The following is a 19,633-nucleotide window of genomic DNA, read 5'->3' as shown; positions in this document are numbered from 1 at the left end:
GGGGACGCTCCTGAATGCGCACGGCCCCCAAGTGTACGGTCAGTGCAGCGGTTCTGGCTCGTCCACGAACATCTGGGTTTCCATCCAGGCGTAGGCCGCCTCGGCGCCGGGCTGGTTGAACAGCACCATCAGCACCACCCATTTCAGGTCATCCAGGTCCAGTTCGTCCTGGTCCAGGGCCATGGCACGGTCCAGCACCAGCTCGCGCTGGTCGGCATCGAGAATGCCGTGCTGTTCCAGATAAAGCAGGAAACCGCGACATTCCACGTCCAGTTTGTCCAGCTCGGGGCCGTGGTAGATGCGCACGGGGCCATCGACCCGGGCCTGCGCCACGCTGGGCCGCTGGGCGGCCAACGCGTCGAGCCAGTCGAACGCCTTGTTGATCTCGGTAGGGCTGAAACCGGCCTGTATCAGGCCATTCTGCAGCGAGTCGCGATCACGGATCAGGTCAGCATCTTCGCTGAAATAGTGTTCAAACAGGTACAGCAGTACGTCCAGGATGCTCTCTTTCATTGCCCCTCGGCCTGCGTCGGGCGACGCTGTGGAGGTGAAGAAACTAGGGAGTTCGACAGTAGCGGCCGTGTACGCACACCACGATTCCCGCCAGTTCCATGGCCAGCAGCATGGAGGACACCTCCGGCGCCGTCAATCCACAGCGCGTGATCAATGAATCCATACTGATTGGGTCGTGGTCCAGCGCGCGCCACAAGGTCTGGTAGTTGCGGTCACCGGCCCAGTGCGCCGGCAAGGCTGTCGAGACTGCCTGTTCAGTGGGGGCCGCCAGCCGGCTTTGCAAGTCCGGCAGCTGCTGGCGCAGGGCCGGGGCCAGCAGCTCCAGCACCTCCTCGGGGCGCTCGACCAGGGCGGCGCCGTCGCGGATCAGCCGGTGGCAGCCGGTCGCGCGCGGGTTCAGCACCGAACCGGGCACCGCGCAGACCTCCCGCCCGGCCTCGGCCGCCAGCCGCGCGGTGATCAGCGCCCCGGAGCGTTGCGCCGCCTCGACCACCACCGTGGCCAGGGCCAGCCCAGCCACCAGCCGGTTGCGCGCCGGGAACTGCCCGGGCCGGGCCGACATGCCGGGTGGGTATTCGCTCAGGACCACGCCTTCGGCGGCAATGCGGGCCTGCAGCCGGGCGTTGCCGGGCGGATAGGCCAGGTCCGGCCCGGTGGCGATCACCGCCACGGTGCAGCCGCCGGCGTCCAGCGCCGCGGTGTGGGCGGCCGCGTCGATGCCCGCCGCCAGGCCGCTGCTGACGGCCAGCCCGGCTTCGGCGAAACAGCGGGCGAACCGCGCGGCCAGTGCGCGCCCGCCGGGCGTGGGCGAGCGGCTGCCGACCACCGCCACCGAAGGCCGCCAGGCCAGGCTGGGGTCACCGGCCACGAACAGCGCCAGTGGCGGGTTCGGCAGATCCTGCAGCAACGGCGGCAGGGCCGGGTCGGTGCAGGCTAGCAGTTGGTGGTCGGGCGCCTGCAGCCAGTGCTGGGCGGTGGCCAGCGAACGCGCATCCGGGCCCTGCAGCGAGGCGCACTGGGCGGGCGTGCAGCCATGGGCGCGCCAGCCGGCAACGCCCAGCGCCAGTGCGGCACGGGCCGTTCCGGCGCTGCGCAGCAACGCGCGGCGCGGTGCCAGCGGCCCTTCGGCCAGCACCAGGGTCAACAACGCGAGGGTTTCATCCATCGGCCGACTATCGGCCACATACAGCAACGGCGCCCTAGGGCGCCGTCGCATGTGCGTGTCAGGGGATGCCGGGCGTGCCCGGCACGTCCTTACTTCGCGTCCGGGTGCAGTGCGCTGTAGCCGACCTTCACCGGCTTCACGCCCTGCATCACCAGCGCATAGCTGACGTTGTCGAAGGTGCGGAACACCATGGCATGGGCGGCGTACTCGTCCGGCAGGGTGACCCGGCCAGCGCCGGTGCTGCGCGAATCGTCCATGCGCGAGGAGTTCGGGTACTTCATGCGGTGGGCCACATGGCTGCCCTGGCGCCACAGCGAGAACACCGTGCCGTTGTCCACGCCCTGTGCCTTGCCGGCGGAAATGGCGATGACATCGCGCGGGCCGCCGGCATCGAACATGTCGGTGACCGCCAGCACGCGCACGTCCACGCCTTCCACGCTGGCCGCCGGCACGTGCGGGAAGAACTGCAGGTCGTACGGCTGCGCTTCCACCGGTACCAGGCGGTCGCCGGCTCGCACTTCGCGGCCGTTGGCGTTGCTGTCCAGCACCAGGGTGGAGGCTTCGGTCTTCTCGCCGGCCACCTGGGTGATGGTGCCCAGGCCAACCTGGGCCAGTTCGTAACCCAGCACGCCGCGGCGGTGGTTGGGCGCGTTGAAGGCCTTCCACAGGTTGCCGCTGCCCGGGGTCACGTCGCCGTTGGCGGTCAGGTCCTCGGTGGGCTTGGGCTGGGCGTAGCGCACGGTCGGGCGGACCACGGCCCAGCGCTGGCCCGGCTGGGCGTCGGCCAGGCGGACATAGGCGGTCTGGCCGCCGGTGGCACGCAGGCGGTTGTCTTCCAGGCCGACCACGTAGGGCAGGCCCTCAATGCTGTCCACCACGCTGAGCTGCTTCAGGAACGGCTCGACCTGGGCCAGCGGTACGCCGGTCACGGGCGCTTCCTGGCGCGGGCCGGGCTTGGCCGTCACGCGGTCCAGGTAGGCCAGGCTGAGCACGTCACCCGGATAGATCAGGTGCGGGTTGGCGATCTGCGGATTGGCTTGCCAGATCTCGGGCCAGAGCCAGGGCTTCTGCAGGAATTTGCCTGCAATGTCCCACAGCGTGTCCCCTTTGCGGACCACATAGGTGTCCGGGTGCCCGCCATTCACTTCAACGGCGGTAGCATAGGCAGCCACGGTCAGCATCGCCGCGGCGACGACCGTACGAAAACGAAGCAACATAGGTGCGAAGCCCTGATTCCCCAACAGGTTGGCGCACTATAGTCCAGAAACCGGGGCGCAAGGCAAGCGTTGCAGATAGAATCTGCGACGTATGCCGGCGTTGCCCCGGCCCCCAACCCGGAAACTGCCATGGCTCTGCTCCCCATTCTTGAGTTCCCCGACCCTCGCCTGCGCACCAAGGCGGCCTTGATCGAGGCCACCGAGGTCACCACGCCGGCCTTCCAGGAACTGATCGACAACATGTTCCAGACCATGTACGAAGCCCCCGGCATCGGCCTGGCCGCCAGCCAGGTGGACGTGCACAAGCGCTTCATGGTCATCGACGTGAGCGAAGAGAAGAACGAACCGCGGGTGTTCATCAACCCGGAAATCGTCGCCAAGGACGGGGGCCAGGTGTACCAGGAAGGCTGCCTGTCGGTGCCGGGCATCTTCGCCGACGTCACCCGTGCCGACTCCATCACCGTGAAGTTCCTGGACCGCCAGGGCCAGCCGCAGGAGCTGACCACCGACGGCCTGCTGGCGGTCTGCGTGCAGCACGAGATGGACCACCTGGACGGCAAGCTGTTCATCGACTATCTGTCGCCGCTGAAGCGCGAGATGGTGCGCAAGAAGCTGGCCAAGCAGCGCAAGCACGTGGCGTGATCGCCACGCCGGGCCGGCCGCTGCGCCGGCCCGCGCCTGCGCACTGCGCGCGGGCCGCACGGCGCCGGATATGGGCGCCGTTCTTTTTTCTGCATGAAATCATCCTGCAAGTGGGGTCGCCATGAGGATTGTCTTTGCCGGTACGCCGGAATTCGCAGTGTCGTCGCTGCGCGCCGCTGCCCGCCACCATGAAGTCGTGGCGGTCTACACCCAGCCGGACCGCCCGGCCGGCCGCGGCCGCGGCCTGGCACCGTCGCCGGTGAAGCTGGAAGCGGTGGCCCGTGGCATTCCGGTGTACCAGCCGGAAACCCTGAAGGATGAGGCGGCCCAGCAGCAGCTGCGCGATCTGCAGCCGGACCTGATGGTGGTGGTGGCCTATGGCCTGATCCTGCCCAAGGCGGTGCTGACCATTCCGACGCACGGCTGCTGGAACGTGCATGCCTCGCTGCTGCCGCGCTGGCGCGGCGCCGCGCCGATCCAGCGCGCGATCCAGGCCGGCGATGCCAGCACCGGCGTGTGCCTGATGCAGATGGAAGCCGGCCTGGATACCGGCCCGGTGCTGCTGCACCAGGAACTGCCGATCACCGCCACCGATACCGGCGGCCAGCTGCACGACAAGCTGGCCGAACTGGGCGCACAGGTGCTGTCCGACGGTCTGGGCCTGCTGCGTGCCGGCATCAAGCCGGTGGCGCGGCCGCAGCCGGAACAGGGCGTGACCTACGCGCACAAGCTGGACAAGGCCGAGGCCAAGCTGGACTGGGCGCAGCCGGCCGACGTGCTGGCGCGTACCGTGCGGGCCTTCAACCCGTGGCCGATTGCCGAGGCCACGCTGGCCGGTGAGCGCGTGCGCATCCACGGCGCGGTGGCGCTGGACCTGGCCCATGGCCAGGCCCCCGGCACCGTGCTGGCGGCAGGCCGTGAAGGTATCGACATCGCCTGCGGCCAGGGCGCGCTGCGCCTGCGCGTACTGCAGCGCGAGGGCGGCAAGGCGATCACCGCCGCCGATTACCTCAACGCGCGCCGCGATCTGCGCGCAGGGGTGTAACGGGTGGGCAAGCAGAACGATTTTTCGGTGGCCAAGGCCGCCCCGGGCGCGGCCACCCGCATGCTGGCGGCGCGGGTGCTGGCCCAGGTGTTCACCCGCGGCCGTTCGCTGAAGGCCGAGCTGGCCTGGGCGCTGCCCAAGCTGGCCGACACCCGCGACCGCGCCCTGCTGGAAGCCCTGTGCTTTGCCGTGCTGCGCCGTCGCAGCACCTACGATGCCGCGCTGCAGGGCTGGATGCAGAAGCCGCTGTCGGCACGCGATGCCGACCTGCGCACGCTGCTGATGGTGGGCTTTGCCCAGCTGGACGTGCTGGAACTGCCGGCCCATGCCGCACTGTCGGCCACGGTGGACGCCGCGCGCGCACTGGGCCGCGAGCGCCAGGCCGGGCTGGTCAACGCCATCCTGCGCCGTGCCCAGCGCGAGGGCTTCCCGCAGCAGCCGGCCCGCGATGCGTTCCCGGACTGGCTGGCCCAGGCCATCGAGCGCGACTGGCCGGAACAGGCCGGCGCCATCTTCGATGCCAGCCTGCAGCCGGCGCCGCTGTGGCTGCGCGCCAACCGCCAGCAGGGCGGGCGTGACAAGGCACTGGCCGCGCTGGCCGAGGCCGGCATTGCCGCCGAACCCAGCGCCCTGTGCAGTGATGCCCTGCGCCTGGCCGCGCCGGTGCCGGTGAACCAGCTGCCGGGGTTTGCCGACGGTGCGCTGTCGGTGCAGGACCTGTCGGCGCAATGCGCCGCCGACGCACTGGCGCCGCCGCCGGGGGCACGGGTGCTCGACGCCTGCGCGGCGCCGGGTGGCAAGTCCGCCCACCTGCTGGAACGCGACCCCAGCCTGCGCCTGCTGGCGCTGGACATCGATGCCCGGCGCCTGGCGCGCGCGCGCGATACCTACGCCCGCACCGGGGTAGGCGAGGGCGCGCAGACCCAGGTGGCCGACGCCAGCGATACCGCCGCCTGGTGGGATGGCACGCTGTTCGACGCCATCCTGTTGGATGCCCCGTGCTCGGCCACCGGTGTGATCCGCCGCCAGCCGGACGTGATGTTCCACCGCCGGGCCGAGGACATCGAGGCGCTGGTGGGGGTGCAGGCCCGTCTGCTGGAAGCCTGCTGGTCGATGCTGCGCCCCGGCGGCGTGCTGCTGTACGCCACCTGCTCGATCCTGCGGGCCGAGAACGTGGACCAGGTGCGGGCCTTCCTGAAGTGGCATCCGGACGCGCAGGCCGCGCCGCTGGGTGACGCTTTCGGGCTGGATTGTGAGGGCATCGCCCGCCAGCGACTGCCCGGCAGCGATGATGCTGACGGATTTTTCTACGCGCGTCTGCTAAAAACAGCCTGACCTTTTCAACCGCCGAGTTCCCATGCTGAAAACCCGCGCATCACGCGAGACGTGGCTGTTCGTAGTGATGGCCCTGCTGGTGCTGGGCGCCGGCCTGGGCCTGCGCGACCCGTGGCCTTCGGACGAACCGCGCTTTGCCCTGGTGGCCAAGCAGATGGTGGAAAGCGGCGACTGGCTGTTCCCGCACCGGGGCCTGGAGCTGTATTCGGACAAGCCGCCCATGCTGATGTGGTGGCAGGCCACCCTGTACAGCGTGATCGGCAACTGGCGGGTGGCGTTCCTGCTGCCCTCGCTGATCGCCGCGCTGGGCACGCTGTGGTGCGTGGTCGACCTGGGCCGCCGGCTGTGGACGCGGCGCGTGGGCCTGTACGCCGGCTGGGCGCTGCTGTTCGCGCTGCAGTTCACCTTCCAGTCGAAGAAGGCGCAGATCGATCCGCTGGTGGTGCTGTTCATCACCCTGGCCAACTACGGCCTGCTGCGCCACCTGCTGCTGGGCCCGGCCTGGCGCTGGTGGTGGCTGGGCTGGTTCTTCGCCGGCATCGGGGTGATCACCAAGGGCGTGGGGGTGATCGCCCTGCTGATGATCGTGCCGGCGGCCATCGCCTCGGCGCTGCACTGGCCGCGGGTGCGCCTGCATGTGCGCGATGTGCGGTTCTGGCTGGCGCCGCTGGCGTTCCTGCTTGCGGTGGCGTTGTGGCTGCTGCCGATGGTGCTGACCGCGCTGGCCACGAAGTCGGGCGAGTACCAGGCGTACATGAACGACATTCTGTTCCGGCAGACGGCCAAGCGTTACGCGCAGTCCTGGGACCACCACCAGCCCTGGTGGTACTTCCTGGGCACCATGCCATCGATGTGGATCCCGGCGTTCCTGCTGGTGCCGTGGGCCATTCCGGCGTGGCGCCGGCGCCTGCAGCGGCGCGATGCGCGGTACCTGCTGCTGCTGGGCTGGTGGGCGCTGATCGTGCTGTTCTTCTCCATCCCCAACGGCAAGCGCGATGTCTACATCCTGCCGTCGCTGCCGATGTTCTGCCTGGCGCTGGCGCCGCTGCTGCCCGGGCTGCTGCGCCGGCGCGACGTGCAGTGGCTGCTGGGCGCTTTCACCCTGCTGCTGGCCGTGGCCACCTTGGGCGGCGGCCTGGCCGCGCTGATGGGCGAGCCCGGTTTCGAAGTGCGCCTGCAGCAGGCGCGCGGCATGGCGCCGGGGGTGATGGACCAGTTGGCCTGGGCCGCACTGGCCATGGGCGGCTGGGCCGTGGCGAGCCTGCTGCTGTTCGGCCGCCGCCGCTGGCACATGGCGCTGGTCTCCACGCTCACCGTGATCTGGGTGCTGTACAGCCTGGTCGGCTACCCGCTGTTGAACGACTCCAGTTCGGCGCGGGGCCTGATGCAGGCCGCCGGCCAGCGCATCGGCCCGAAGGCCGAGCTGGGCCTGGTGGCGTGGAAGGAACAGAACCTGCTGATGGCCGACCGCCCGGCAGCGACGTTCGGCTTCAAGGTGCACTGGGATGAACAGCTGGTGGCCGGCGTGCGCTGGCAGCAGCTGGCGCCGGAACGACGCTGGCTGCTGGTGCTGGAAGACGCCCTGCTGCCCTGCATCGACCGCAACCAGGCTGAATTGGCCGGTATCGCCAACCGTCGGCGTTGGTGGTTGGTGCCGGCATCGGCCGTGCAGGGGCGCTGTGTGTCCAATGCCGCCGAGCGCGAACGTGAACGGCAGATGCAGGACGATGAGTAGGCGTTCGCAGTCTGCTTTGTCCAGACTGCCCAGCAGGCTGCAAACACAGTAAAAGATGAGGGCGGGGGTGGCCTGGCCACGCCTCTGGAAATTCCGCAGGAACGCAGTGATCGCTCTGAACGTGGCAGCTTCACCAGACAACAAGGATGCGCGGGCCGGCACCGTGCTGGCGGCTCCCTCCGGGGGGCGCCATGGCGTGGCCCATTGGCTGGCCCAGGTCGGTCTGTTCTGCATGCCGGCGCTGGTGCTCACCCTGCCCAGCAACCTGCTGGGCTATGGCGTGCTGCTGCTGGTCAGCACCCTGCTGGCGCCGGAACTGCTGTGGCGGGCCCGGCGCATCGAACCGACCACGCTGAAGGTGATGACTGCGCTGATGCTGGCGGTGGTGGCGCTGGGCGTGTTCTCGATCCTGTTGTTCCAGCAGGGCCTGCGCGATGTCGACAACCGTTCGCGCTTCCTGGTCATTCCCTGGCTGGTGCTGTGGGTGTGTGCACTGCGGCCGGACATGCGCTGGCTGTGGCGCGGCGCCCTGGCCGGATTGCTGGGCACCTTCGTGCTGGCCCTGGTGCAGGTGCTGCAGGGCGCGCCCCGCGCCGAGCTGTCCACCAATGCCATCGTGCTGGCCGATATCGTGGCCATGCTGATGGTGCTGCTGGTGTTCTGCCGCCCCTCACGGCGCTGGTCGCTGGTGATCGTGGGCATGGCGGCCGGCTGCGGCACCATCGTGCTGACCGGGAGCCGCGGGGTGTTTGCCGCGCTGCTGGCGCTGCTGGTGGTGCTGGCACTGAGCCTGCGCTGGCGTACCGGTGTGGCGCGCTTGTCGGTGCTGGGGGTGATGCTGGCGCTGGGCGCCACGCTGATGCTGTCGGTACCCGAACTGCGCCATCAGTTGCGCCTGACCGAACTGCACAGCGACGTGCAGCGGCTGGAGCAGGGCGATGCCGATTCGTCGGCCGGCGCCCGCGTGGAACGGCTGCAGGTGGCCTGGGAAACCTTCAAGGACCACCCGTTCACCGGGGTAGGCATCGGCCAGTTCGATACCGCCATGCAGCGCCTGCCGGTCTGCCGCACCGATCCGGGCGAACTGCGCTGCCACCTGGGCCATGCCCATAACGACCTGGCCGAGTGGACCGCGACCCAGGGGCTGCCGGGCCTGTTGCTGCTGCTGGCGGTGTACGGCATGCCGCTGTGGGTGTTCGTGCGCCTGCACCGGCGCAGTGGCCGCGCCACGTTCCGCGGGCCGGCGGCGGCCGGCATCATGATCGTAGTCGCCTACGTGCTGTGCGGGCTGACCCAGTCGATGTTCGCCCACCAGATGACGGCCAGCTTCTACGTGACCATCGTCGGCCTGCTGGCCGGCCTTTCCATGGTGGAAGGCGCGCGGCACCGGGCGGCCATCGGACGGTAGCGCCGGGCCACGCCCGGCGGGTCAATCGGTCGGCGGGTCGGCCACGGCCTGGCCGTTGCCCAGCATCCACAGCATGATGGTCTTCTGCCGCACATAGTTGGCGCGCACGTAGGCGTAGACCAGGCCATGCCAGCCATCGCGGAAGCCGCCGCGGAACACGAAGCCCCGCCAGAACCGCCAGGCCGGCGCCAGCACCAGCTTGCCCAGGGTGGCCCGCTTGCCGCGCGCGAACTCGTGCTCGGCCATCATCCGCGCGTACTTTTCGGTCTTGGCCAACTGCTGCTGCAGGGACCGGTACGGGTAATGGATCAGGTCGCCACGCAGGGTGCCGACGGCACCATCGACGCTGGCCGCCTCATGGATCTCGCGCTTGCCGCGCCAGCCACCGTGGCGGCGATCGAACAGGCGCAGCACCCGGTCCGGGTAGGCATTGCCGTGGCGCAGGAACTTCCCGAAATACTCGGAAAGCCGCGCGAAGCGGTAGCCCGCGTGGCCACTGAAGCCGCCCTCGCGGGCCGCTTCGATGGCCGTGCGCAGTTCCGGGCTGATGCGCTCGTCGGCGTCCAGGCACAGCACCCAGTCGTGCTGCGCCTGCGCCACGCAGAAGGCCTTCTGGCTGCGGAAGCCGTCGAACGGCCGCTGCAGCACGCGGGCGCCGGCGGCCTCGGCGATGGCCACGGTGGTATCGGTCGAATACGAGTCCACCACCACGATCTCATCGCAGAAGGCCAGCGAGGCCAGGCAGTCGCCGATGCGGCCGGCCTCGTTGAACGCGATAATGCACGCCGAGATGCGAGGCCGTTCGATGGGAGCGGTCGTGGAGGACATGATGGCCGGGTACCTGTTGTTTGCGACGGAGCGCTATGCGCTGCCTATTCTCGCCCCGTTGGCGCAGGCGTTGCACGCCTCGGGCCAGCAGGTCAGTGCCTGGTTCGAGGGGGGCGCCGCTGGCAGCCAGCTTCCCGGGGTGCCCACGGTCGGCCTGAAGCAGGCCCTGGCGCTGCGCCCGCGCGCGGTGTTCAGCGCGGCCAACTGGGTGCCGACCTTCCTGTCCGGGGCCAAGGTACAGCTGTTCCATGGCTTCAACGTGGAAAAGCGCGACAGTGCGCGCGGCCACTTCCGGGTGCGCGGCATGTTCGATCTGTACTGCACCCAGGGCCCGGCCACCACCGCACCGTTCCGGCAGATTGCCGAACAGCAGGGGCATTTCGCGGTGGCCGAGACCGGCTGGCCGAAGCTGGACCCGCTGTTCCGCGACGATGGCGGTGAAAGCGCGGCGCTGCGGGCGCCGGCGGACGGACGCCCGGTGGTGCTGTTTGGTTCCACCTTCACCGAGCGCCTGAGTGCGGCCCCGCACCTGCATGCGCAGATCGCGGCCGACATCGCCGCCGGGGATCGCTACTGGCTGCTGACCCTGCACCCCAAGTGCCCGCCGGAACTGTTCGAGCAGTACCGTGCGCTGGCCGGTGCCAATGCGCGCTTCATCGAGCCCGAGCAGGTGATGGCCGCGCAGCGTGCCGCCGACGTGCTGGTGTCGGACACCTCGTCGATCGTTTCGGAGTTCATCGTGCAGCACAAGCCGGTGGTGACCTTCCGCAACCGGGTGCCGAAGCCGCACATGATCGACTTCGATGCGCCCGAGCAGCTGCCGGCCATGCTGCAGCGCGCGCTGCATCCCGATGCGGCGCTGACGGCGGAAATCGTGCGCTATGCCGATGCGATCCACCCGTACCGCGATGGCCGTTCCAGCGAGCGGGTGATCGCCGCCACCGAGGATTTCCTGGCCGGCGAGATGGGCGCGCTGCGGCGCAAGCCGCTCGGCACCTGGCTGCGCGATCTGCAGATCCGCAAGGACCTGGGCTACTGGGGCCCGGCGCAGCGCTGACAGGGGGCGGTCGGCGGCACCTGTCGGCACCCCGCGAATACTCCGCACCGGTCGGCTGGGTAGAGTCGACCGTTGGTCGACTGCTCTTCATGAATTGCGCGAAACCCCCGCGCTGCGCGCGATAGTCGACCAACGGTCGACTCTACCGTCGAGTTTCCACGACCCCGCCCAGCCTGGCGTCACCAGCGCAGCTTGCGCCGGGCCAGGGCGTGGGCCAGTTGTTCCATCAACTGCTGCGCGCGCGCCTGCGGCAGGTAGTTCAGGGTCAGCGCCACATCGCCGTGTGCGCCGGCCGTATCCAGTTGCAGACTGGCGGTACCCAGCAGTTTGTCCAACGGCGTGCGGCGCAGGCGCAGGGCCTGCACCTTGTCCAGTTCAGCCCAGCGCCACCAGCGCTTCCACCAGCCGCCGCGCACGGCCACGAAGTGGTCGTCCAGGTACCAGCCGATGCGCGCCATCTGCCGGTGCGCGGCCAACAGGGCCACCGGCAGCCAGGCCAGCACGGCCAGCCCGAACGTGCCCCAGCGCCAGTACGCCGCGGCCGCCAGCAGCGGCACCAGCAGCAGGCTGCCCAGCGCCAGCCGCCACCAGCCGCGCTGGCGCACCGGCTGCCACTGTGGCGGTGGCCACTGCAGCTGCGGCAACAGATGCTGTACCAGGCCGTCGCAGGTTGCTGCCGGCGCCAGCGGCGCCAGTTCGCGCAGGGCGCGGTCGTCGTCGCGCGAGGGCCCGCCCGCTGCGCTGTCGATGCGCAGTTGGCGCAGCCCGAACCAGCGGTGCAGGGTGCTTTCGCGCAGGGTCCAGGCCTGGATGCGGCGCCGCGCTACGCTGCTGCGGGTGCGGCTGAGCAGGCCGGTGGCCACGGTCAGGCGGCGCTCGCGCTCGCTCAGGGTGAAGCCGTGGTAACGCAGCAGGGTCAGCGCCACCGACAGCACGCGCACCGCCAGCCAGCCCAGCAGCAACACGCTGGCGGCCAGCAGCAACGCACCGGTGGTGCCCGGGTGCAGGTGGCTGACGAAGCCGAAGGCCTGGCGGCCACCGCGCTGGATCGCATCGTCCATCACCGGCCGTGGCACGGTCTGGAACAGCAGGCCGAAGGCGGCCACCGCCAGCGCCCAGCCGCGGTTGGACAGCAGGCCCATGCGCAGCACGTCCCAGCTGGACAGGCGCAGCAGCACGTGGTCCTGCGCATCGTCCGGTGCGACCGCCTGCGGTTGATCATCGGCCACGGCCTGTGGCGCCTGGCCGCGCTGGCGCACCAGTTGTTCCAGCGCCAGCGCCTGGTCCAGCCGCAGCACGCGCATTTCCGCTTCCGGGCGTACGCCGCCGGCCGATTCCAGGCGCAGTTCGGCCACCCCGAACAGACGGTGCAGCGGGTTCTGCCGCACTTCCACGTTGTGGATGCGGGCGAAGGGAATTTCGCGCCGGTTGCGCGCGAGCAGGCCGCTGCGCACGGTGATCGCATCGGCGCCGATCTGGTAGCGGTAGCTGAGGTATTGCAGCACCGACACCAGCACCAGCGCGACGATGGCACCCAGCGGAATCAGCTGCGCCCACATCGGGTCGCGGTCGCCGCGCTGGCCGAACACCAGCAGCGCCACCAGCGGCAGGAAGTAATGGCGCAGCTGCATCAGCAGCACGAACAGCCACGACCAGGGGTGCAGGCGCTGGTCCTGGCCGCCGGTGGGCAGCGCTGCGGGCAGGGGCGGTGGCTGGCTCACAGGGCGTCGGCGTCCTGGTCCAGCTGGTGGGCCAGGGTGTCGCGCAGCCGTTCGGCGTCGGCCTGGTCCAGGCCGTTCACGGTCACCGCGCTCATGCGGGTGCCGGCGGTGTGCACGATCAGCGTGGCCAACCCCGCGCGGCGCTCCAGCGGGCCACGGCGCAGATCCAGGTGCTGCACGCGCGACACCGGCACGCGTGTTTCCAGCTGCCACATCAGGTCGCGGCGCAGGCCCAGGCCCTGTGCGTCCAGGCGCCAGCGCGTGCGCCGGGTGCGGCGGTGGCCGATCCACGCGCCGAACAGCACACCGGCCAGCAGGGCCGCGCCGGCACTCCACAAGCCGCCGGGGGCGTCGAAGAACCAGCAGGCCGCGGCCAGCGGAGCGCCGGGAATGAACACGCCGCCAAACGCGCCTTCCAATGCGGCCAGTACTGCCGCGCGCGCGGGCAGCGGCTGCCAGTGGTCCAGGGGCGGCGCAGGGTCGGCAATCGGCAGGTCGGTCACGCAGGCATCCGTCGGGCAGCAGGGCGGGCGGTGGCGGCCGCAGCCGCACCGCGCTGACGGTAGCAAATCGGCCGCGTTACTGGGCGGCCTGGATCAACGCATCCACATCCAGCAGGTGGCCGGCGCGGTCGGCCTTGGTGCGCAGGTACTGCTCGTTTTCGGCAGTGATCTCGCCGGTGACCGGAATGCAGTCCAGCACTTCAATGCCGGCATTGCGCAGGCGCTGCGCCTTGGTCGGGTTGTTGCTGAGCAGGGCCACGCGGGTGATGCCCAGGCCGTGCAGCATGGCCACCGCGCTGCCATAGCGGCGCTCGTCGGCACCGAAGCCCAGCTGCGCATCGGCATCGATGGTGTCCAGGCCGTCGTGCTGGTAGCCATAGGCGCGCATCTTGGCGGCAATGCCGGTGCCGCGGCCTTCCTGGTCCAGGTACAGCAGCACTCCGCCGCCCAGTTCCTTCAGCTTGCGCAGGCCGCGCCGCAGCTGGTCGCCACAGTCGCACTTGAGCGAACCGAACAGGTCGCCGGTCAGGCACGAGGAATGCACGCGCACCGGCACCACGGCCGACAGATCGGGTTCGCCGACGATGATCGCCACCTGGTCGCGCTGGGCCACGCCGCCGCGGAACACGGCGAAGGTGGTCATGCCCACATCGCGCAGCGGTACCGGCGAACGCGCCACCAGTTCGTAATCGTGGGCCGCATGGGCGGCGCCTTCGGCCAGATCGCACAGGGCCACTTCCGCTGCGCCATCGAAGGTACGGTCATCGGCGGCCAGGCGCACCGCCACCATGGCCGGCAGCAGCAGGCCCAGGCGGGCCAGTTCCACCGCACCGGCGTCGAAGGCATCGCCTGCGCTCCAGCCATCGGGCATCGGGCCGGGTTCGCGCAGGTAGCCCAGCGACGGCAGCGCATCGAAGGCGATGCCGGCCAGCGGCAGGCGCGCGCCGTGCGCGGCCTCCACGCCCAGCACGCGGGCGCGGGTGGCGGTCAGGAACAGGTAATGGCGTTGCTGCGCGGCGTTGGCGAAGGCGGCGAAGCTGCTGGCGGTGGCGCTGTCCAGCGCGATCACCGCCAGGCGCTGGCCCTGGCCGTCGTGCAGCAGGACCGGGCGACCGGCACGCAGTTCGGCCACCGCGCGTTCGCAGCGGATCGCGGCAGGGTCGCCGAACAGGGAAGAAGCAGGCATGGCAGGACCGGGGGAGGCGGACATCGCAGTCTCTATGGGGGCGCCGGCGTCGTATTCAACATAGCGCGATCGCCGGCGTCCGGCCGTCAGTGCGGGTGCTTTTCGGTGGCGTAGGGATCGTCTTCACCGCTGCCCGGCGGCCGCAGCGTGTAGCGCTTGTAGGTCCACTGGTACTGCGAAGGGTCGCGCCGGGCAATGCGTTCGATGCCCGCATTGAGGGCGGCCACGGCCACCTGCGGGTCCGGGTCGGCCACGGCCGGGTCGGTCGGTTCGATGTGCAGGGCGAATTCCATGTCAGGACCGATGCGTTCGCACCAGCCGTACAGCACGGTGGCGCCGGTGCGCTCGGCCAGCCGGTTGACCAGGGTCATGGTCAACGCCTGCACGCCGAAGAACGGCACGAACACGCCGTCGCCGGCCTTGGGCTGCTGGTCGGGCAGGATGCCGGTGGCACCGCCGTCCTTCAGCACCTTGAACAGCTGGCGCACCGCCGGGCCTTCGGCACGCACCTGCTGCACGTTCTGGCCGCCGCGCACCAGCTGCAGGAAGGCATCGCCGGCCTCGTCTTCCGGTGGCTTGTAGACGATGGCGATCTGCCCGCGCGAGGCCAGCCACTGGTTCAACAGCTCCCAGTTGCCGAAGTGCGGGGCGGCCACGATCACGCCCTTGCCGCTGGCCAGGGCGGCGTCGTACAGGGCCTGGCCGTGGCGCTCCTTCAGGTGCAGGCGCAGGTTGTCGGCCGGGCTCTGGCTCCACAGGCGCAGGGTTTCGATGGCCTGCAGCGCGGTCGAGCGCAGCACCTGGCGATGCAGGGCGGTGCGCGTGGTCGCGTCCAGTTCCGGGTAGGCCAGTTCCAGGTTGCGGCGGGTCACCCGGCTTTCGCGGGCGTCCAGGCGGATCCACGCCCAGGCCAGGGCGTGCGCGAACCCCCGCAGCAGCGGCCAGGGCAGGCGGGCGAACAGGGTGGTGGCGCGGTAGACCAGCCGGGCTTTGCGTTGCGGATTCATCGCCCCCAGTTTAGCCAAGGGCGCTGCTATCGTGGCCGGCCGTGTTCAAAGGAAGCCCCCGCATGCTCGTCCTGATCCAGCGCGTCAGCCAGGCCGCCGTCCACGTAGAGGGCGACGCGGTGGGGCAGATCGGCCCGGGCCTGCTGGCCCTGGTGGGCATGGAACCGGGCGACACCGAGGCGCAGCTGCAGCGCATGGCCGAACGCCTGCTTGGTTACCGTGTATTCGCAGATGAGGCCGGGCGCATGAACCGCTCGCTGCGCGACACCGGCGGCGGCCTGCTGCTGGTCAGCCAGTTCACCCTGGCTGCGGACACCCGTTCGGGCATGCGGCCCAGCTTCACCAGTGCCGCCCCGCCGGACGAGGCTGAACGCGGGTTCAATCGATTTGTCGATATCTGCCGTGAAAATCATGCCCCGGGGGTGGAAACGGGCCGATTTGGTGCCCATATGGTCGTCAGCCTGGTCAACGACGGTCCCGTGACCTTCCTCCTCAGGCCCTAGGCCGCCGGGACCACCGCCCGGCAGGCCGGGCCCCGGGCTGGTATAATGCTACGTTCCCTATTTCTCCCTAGCCGGTGGCGCGAGCACTACATGGCCAACGAACGTCCTGCCCAATCCGAAATCAAGCAACTGATCAGCAAGGGCCTGGAACAGGGCTACCTGACCTACGCCGAAGTCAATGACCATCTGCCGGACGACATGGTCGACCCGGAACAGATCGAAGACATCATCGGCATGATCAACGGCATGGGCATTGATGTCCATGAAGTTGCGCCGGATGTGGAAACCCTGCTTCTGAACGACGGCAACACGGGCAACCGCGAGGTCGACGACACCGCGGCCGAAGAAGCCGCCGCAGCGCTGAGCGCGCTGGACACCGAAGGTGGCCGCACCACCGACCCGGTGCGCATGTACATGCGCGAAATGGGCACCGTCGAGCTGCTGACCCGCGAAGGCGAAATCGCCATTGCCAAGCGCATCGAGGAAGGCCTTTCGCAGGTGCAGGCCGCGCTGGGCCAGTTCCCGGTGTCGGTCGAATCGCTGTTGAACGATTACGAAGCGCACAAGGAAGGCAAGAAGCGCCTGGCCGAAGTGATCGTCGGCTTCAACGACCTGGCCGACGAAGAGCCGGCGCCGCCGGCTGCCGCCGCCTCCGATGACAGCGACGACGCTGACGCCGATGGCGACGAGGACGAGGACGATGATGTCGACGGTGGCGATGAAGAAGCCGCACCGACCGGTCCGGACCCGGAAGAAGTCGCTGCGCGCATGCAGGCGCTGAGCGATGCCTTCAACGCCTTCAAGAAGGCTGCCGGCAAGAACGACAAGAAGAACCTGCCGCGCCTGCGCGAAGAAATGTCGGCCGTGTTCGTCACCCTGAAGCTGCCGCTGCCGCTGACCGACGTGCTGACCAAGCAGCTGCGCGACACCATGGCCAGCATCAAGGGCCACGAGCGCCGCGTGCTGAACCTGGCTACCGTCACGGCCCGCATGCCGCGCAAGGACTTCATCCGTTCCTGGGAAGGCAACCAGACCAACCTGGAATGGGTGGAAGACGCACTGAAGCGCAAGCAGAAGTGGTCCTCGGCCCTGCGTGAAGTGAAGGACCAGATCATTGCCGAACAGCAGGCGACGATCGACATCGAGACGCTGACCCAGCTGGACCTGGAAGAGCTGAAGGAAATCAGCCGTGCCATGGCCTACGGCGAAGCCAAGGCACGCAAGGCCAAGAAGGAAATGGTCGAGGCCAACCTGCGCCTGGTCATCTCCATTGCCAAGAAGTACACCAACCGTGGCCTGCAGTTCCTCGACCTGATCCAGGAAGGCAACATCGGCCTGATGAAGGCCGTGGACAAGTTCGAGTACCGCCGCGGTTACAAGTTCTCGACCTACGCCACCTGGTGGATCCGCCAGGCGATCACCCGCTCGATTGCCGACCAGGCACGCACCATCCGTATTCCGGTGCACATGATCGAGACGATCAACAAGTTGAACCGCATTTCCCGCCAGATGCTCCAGCAGTACGGCCGCGAGGCTACGCCGGAAGAGCTGGCCAAGGAAATGGACATGCCGGAAGACAAGATCCGCAAGGTGATGAAGATCGCCAAGGAGCCGATCTCGATGGAAACCCCGATCGGCGACGACGAGGATTCCCATCTGGGCGACTTCATCGAGGACACCAACGTGGAGTCCCCGATCGAGAACACCACCAACATCAACTTGTCTGAAACCGTGCGCGACGTGCTGGCCGGCCTCACCCCGAGGGAAGCCAAGGTGCTGCGCATGCGCTTCGGCATCGACATGAACACCGATCACACGCTGGAAGAAGTCGGCAAGCAGTTCGACGTGACCCGCGAGCGCATCCGCCAGATCGAAGCGAAGGCCTTGCGTAAGCTGCGCCACCCGAGCCGTTCGGAACAGCTGCGCAGCTTCCTGGATATCGACTGATTTCCGGGTTGCGCTAATGTGTTGAAAAAACCCCGCTTCGGCGGGGTTTTTTTTGGTTGGCGCCGCGCGATTACTTGTGGATTCGTATCTCTCTTCGTACTGTTTACGTAACATTATTCGAGCATCTGCCTGCCGTGGCCTTCGAGTAATTCCTTGTAAAACAAAGAATTGTGAATAATTGGTTGCTTGCGGCGCCTGATCATTTGCGCTAAATACGTAACACTATTCCGTCAGCAACCCCTGCCATGGCCCGCCCGCCACTGCTTCAGCCTCAGGACCTGATCGCCCAGCTTCCCCCCGGCCAGCCAATGTCGGCAGCGGTCCTGGCCGAGCGGCTGGGCGTGAACCGCATGACCCTGAGCCGTCTGGTTGCCGCCAGTGGCGACCAGGTTGTGCGGCTGGGCCAGACCCGTGCGACCGCCTACGCGCTGCGGCAACCCTCGCGCGTGGGCAGCGAATGGCCGCTGTACCGGCTGCGCGAAGACGCCACGCTGGAAGAGCTGGGCCGGCTGGTCGCGCTCAGTGGCGACACCTTCCATGTGGACGCCAGCCGCGCGCGATCAAACCTGCTGCGTGCGCCCGAGGGCGACCTGGCCGGGTTCTTCCCCGGTCTGCCGTGGTACCTGGACGACCTGCGCCCGCAGGGATTCCTGGGCCGCAGCTTCGCCCATGGCCGCGGCCGCGCGCTTGGCCTGCCGACCGACCTCAACCGATGGCAGCGCGATGACGTGCTGACCGCGCTGGTGCAGGGCGGTGGCACCGAAATCGGCGACCTGCTGCTGGGCGGCGACGCCGTGCAGGCCGCCCTGGCTGCACTGGACGCACCCCCGGACCGAGTGGACGCCGCCGACCGCACGCGCCAGTACCCCGAGCGCGCGCGTGCTGCGCTGGCCGGCGAAGACGTGGGCTCATCACCGGGTGGCGAGCAGCCCAAGTTCACCGCCACCGTGGAAAGCGCGGGCGGCCGACGCGCGGTGATCGTGAAGTTTGCCCAACCCGAGGGAGGCGACGCTGCACAGCGCTGGGCCGACCTGCTGGTCTGCGAACACCTGGCCCTGCAGACCCTGCGCGGCGCCGGCATGACTGCCGCCCACAGCGAGCTGCTGCAGACGCCCACGCATACGTTCCTGGAACTGGAGCGGTTCGACCGCACAGCCGATCTGCTGGGGCGGCGTGGCTTCGTCTCGCTGCTGGCGCTGTCGGCCGCGTTCACCGGCGAAGCAACGCTGGACTGGCCATCTGCCGGTGCGCAACTGCAGGCGATGGGCTGGTTGTCGGCGCGCACCGTGCAGACCATGGCGCGGCTGCATGCGTTCGGTCGCCTGATCGGCAACAGCGACATGCACCAGGGCAACGTGGGCTTCCACTTCGTGGATCGTGGCGCGCTGCCCTTGGCGCCGGCGTACGACATGCTGCCGATGTCGCTGGCGCCATCGCGGCTGGGCGTGCTGCGGCAGGATGCGCCGCTGGAAGCCGTGGCGCCGCGTGGCAGTGGCGAGCTGGAACACCTGCGCTGGGCGGTGCCGCTGGCGGCGGAGTTCTGGGAGCGCGTGGCGGGGGAGGCGCGCGTGGGATCGGCCGGGCTGCGTGCGTTGGCTGCGGTGAATGCCGAGCGCGTGCGGGCGATGGGCGCGCGGTTTGGGTGAACTTGCCCGGTAGCGCCGGGCCATGCCCGGCGGATTGTTTCGGTGTCGCGTCTGCGCCGATCGCGCGCAGTGCGGCCTAGCCCAGGCCGCCGATGGCGGCGCGGAATGTCGTGTCTGCCTTGAGGATTGTTTGAAGCTGCGCTCGCGGAGCGTGACGCGAGTGGCGCCTGATTCG

At 69.1% G+C, this 19,633-nt stretch carries 17 protein-coding genes; 9 read left to right on the top strand and 8 right to left on the bottom strand.

Annotation, left to right across the window (positions count from 1 at the left end; genetic code table 11):
• Nucleotides 1-39: 39 nt before the first annotated feature.
• The 3 genes from C1933_RS17545 to C1933_RS17535 form a co-directional block, all read right to left on the bottom strand.
• Nucleotides 40-513 (bottom strand): DUF494 family protein, encoded by a 474-nt coding sequence (locus tag C1933_RS17545; protein WP_108750316.1) that lies wholly within the window; start codon nucleotides 511-513, stop codon nucleotides 40-42.
• Between the two features lie 43 nt (nucleotides 514-556).
• Complete coding sequence (dprA, locus tag C1933_RS17540; protein ID WP_234414562.1) at nucleotides 557-1,678, bottom strand: DNA-processing protein DprA; 1,122 nt, start codon at nucleotides 1,676-1,678, stop codon at nucleotides 557-559.
• Nucleotides 1,679-1,767: 89 nt separating this feature from the next.
• Entirely contained in the window at nucleotides 1,768-2,895 is a 1,128-nt protein-coding gene (locus C1933_RS17535; protein WP_108754283.1) for a LysM peptidoglycan-binding domain-containing protein, read from the bottom strand.
• 129 nt (nucleotides 2,896-3,024) lie between these two features.
• Here C1933_RS17535 and def point away from each other — a divergent pair, with 129 nt between their 5' ends.
• From def to C1933_RS17510, 5 genes are all read left to right on the top strand, one after another.
• On the top strand, nucleotides 3,025-3,537 hold the full coding sequence (def, locus tag C1933_RS17530) for a peptide deformylase (RefSeq protein WP_108754282.1): 513 nt from the start codon (nucleotides 3,025-3,027) through the stop codon (nucleotides 3,535-3,537).
• Nucleotides 3,538-3,658: 121 nt separating this feature from the next.
• Nucleotides 3,659-4,582 (top strand): methionyl-tRNA formyltransferase, encoded by a 924-nt coding sequence (gene fmt / locus C1933_RS17525; protein ID WP_108754281.1) that lies wholly within the window; start codon nucleotides 3,659-3,661, stop codon nucleotides 4,580-4,582.
• 3 nt (nucleotides 4,583-4,585) lie between these two features.
• Nucleotides 4,586-5,917 carry a 16S rRNA (cytosine(967)-C(5))-methyltransferase RsmB gene (rsmB, locus tag C1933_RS17520; RefSeq protein ID WP_108750321.1) on the top strand — a complete coding sequence of 444 codons (1,332 nt, stop codon included), beginning with the start codon at nucleotides 4,586-4,588 and terminating at the stop codon, nucleotides 5,915-5,917.
• Between the two features lie 22 nt (nucleotides 5,918-5,939).
• The gene (locus C1933_RS17515; protein ID WP_108754280.1) at nucleotides 5,940-7,652 is read left to right on the top strand and encodes a glycosyltransferase family 39 protein; all 1,713 of its coding nucleotides are present in this window, start codon (nucleotides 5,940-5,942) and stop codon (nucleotides 7,650-7,652) included.
• A 232-nt stretch (nucleotides 7,653-7,884) separates the two neighbouring features.
• Nucleotides 7,885-9,060, top strand: coding sequence for an O-antigen ligase family protein (locus tag C1933_RS17510; RefSeq protein ID WP_234414745.1), 1,176 nt, complete (start codon nucleotides 7,885-7,887; stop codon nucleotides 9,058-9,060).
• 21 nt (nucleotides 9,061-9,081) lie between these two features.
• Here the strand turns inward: C1933_RS17510 and C1933_RS17505 are convergent, their stop codons facing one another.
• Entirely contained in the window at nucleotides 9,082-9,888 is an 807-nt protein-coding gene (locus C1933_RS17505) for a glycosyltransferase family 2 protein (protein ID WP_108754278.1), read from the bottom strand.
• On the opposite strand from C1933_RS17505, the gene C1933_RS17500 reads away from it, so the two are divergent.
• Nucleotides 9,887-10,945, top strand: a complete 1,059-nt coding sequence (locus C1933_RS17500; RefSeq protein WP_108754277.1) for a CDP-glycerol glycerophosphotransferase family protein — start codon at nucleotides 9,887-9,889, stop codon at nucleotides 10,943-10,945. The genes C1933_RS17505 and C1933_RS17500 overlap by 2 nt on opposite strands.
• 179 nt (nucleotides 10,946-11,124) lie before the next feature.
• On the opposite strand, the gene C1933_RS17495 is transcribed toward C1933_RS17500, so the two are convergent.
• From C1933_RS17495 to C1933_RS17480, 4 genes are all read right to left on the bottom strand, one after another.
• Nucleotides 11,125-12,666, bottom strand: a complete 1,542-nt coding sequence (locus C1933_RS17495) for a PH domain-containing protein (protein ID WP_108754276.1) — start codon at nucleotides 12,664-12,666, stop codon at nucleotides 11,125-11,127.
• The gene (locus tag C1933_RS17490; RefSeq protein WP_108754275.1) at nucleotides 12,663-13,169 is read right to left on the bottom strand and encodes a PH domain-containing protein; all 507 of its coding nucleotides are present in this window, start codon (nucleotides 13,167-13,169) and stop codon (nucleotides 12,663-12,665) included. Before C1933_RS17490 ends, C1933_RS17495 begins: the two co-directional genes overlap by 4 nt.
• A 76-nt stretch (nucleotides 13,170-13,245) precedes the next feature.
• Nucleotides 13,246-14,379, bottom strand: coding sequence for a GTP cyclohydrolase II RibA (ribA, locus tag C1933_RS17485; protein WP_108754274.1), 1,134 nt, complete (start codon nucleotides 14,377-14,379; stop codon nucleotides 13,246-13,248).
• A 62-nt stretch (nucleotides 14,380-14,441) separates the two neighbouring features.
• A complete protein-coding gene (locus tag C1933_RS17480) occupies nucleotides 14,442-15,362 on the bottom strand; it encodes a lauroyl acyltransferase (RefSeq protein ID WP_108754273.1) in 921 nt (306 codons plus the stop codon).
• Between the two features lie 62 nt (nucleotides 15,363-15,424).
• Between C1933_RS17480 and dtd the strand changes: the two genes are divergently transcribed.
• The 3 genes from dtd to yjjJ all read left to right on the top strand — a co-directional run bounded on the left by dtd (nucleotide 15,425) and on the right by yjjJ (nucleotide 19,458).
• The gene (gene dtd / locus C1933_RS17475) at nucleotides 15,425-15,865 is read left to right on the top strand and encodes a D-aminoacyl-tRNA deacylase (protein WP_108754272.1); all 441 of its coding nucleotides are present in this window, start codon (nucleotides 15,425-15,427) and stop codon (nucleotides 15,863-15,865) included.
• Nucleotides 15,866-15,955: 90 nt separating this feature from the next.
• Complete coding sequence (rpoD, locus tag C1933_RS17470; protein WP_108754271.1) at nucleotides 15,956-17,812, top strand: RNA polymerase sigma factor RpoD; 1,857 nt, start codon at nucleotides 15,956-15,958, stop codon at nucleotides 17,810-17,812.
• A 245-nt stretch (nucleotides 17,813-18,057) separates the two neighbouring features.
• Complete coding sequence (yjjJ, locus tag C1933_RS17465) at nucleotides 18,058-19,458, top strand: type II toxin-antitoxin system HipA family toxin YjjJ (protein ID WP_108754270.1); 1,401 nt, start codon at nucleotides 18,058-18,060, stop codon at nucleotides 19,456-19,458.
• The last annotated feature ends 175 nt before the right edge of the window (nucleotides 19,459-19,633 follow it).

It is taken from the genome of Stenotrophomonas sp. ZAC14D2_NAIMI4_6, assembly GCF_003086875.1.
Taxonomy (GTDB): domain Bacteria; phylum Pseudomonadota; class Gammaproteobacteria; order Xanthomonadales; family Xanthomonadaceae; genus Stenotrophomonas.
The sequence above is the reverse complement of the archived record's forward strand: the minus strand, read 5'-3'. Positions and strand labels throughout refer to the sequence as shown.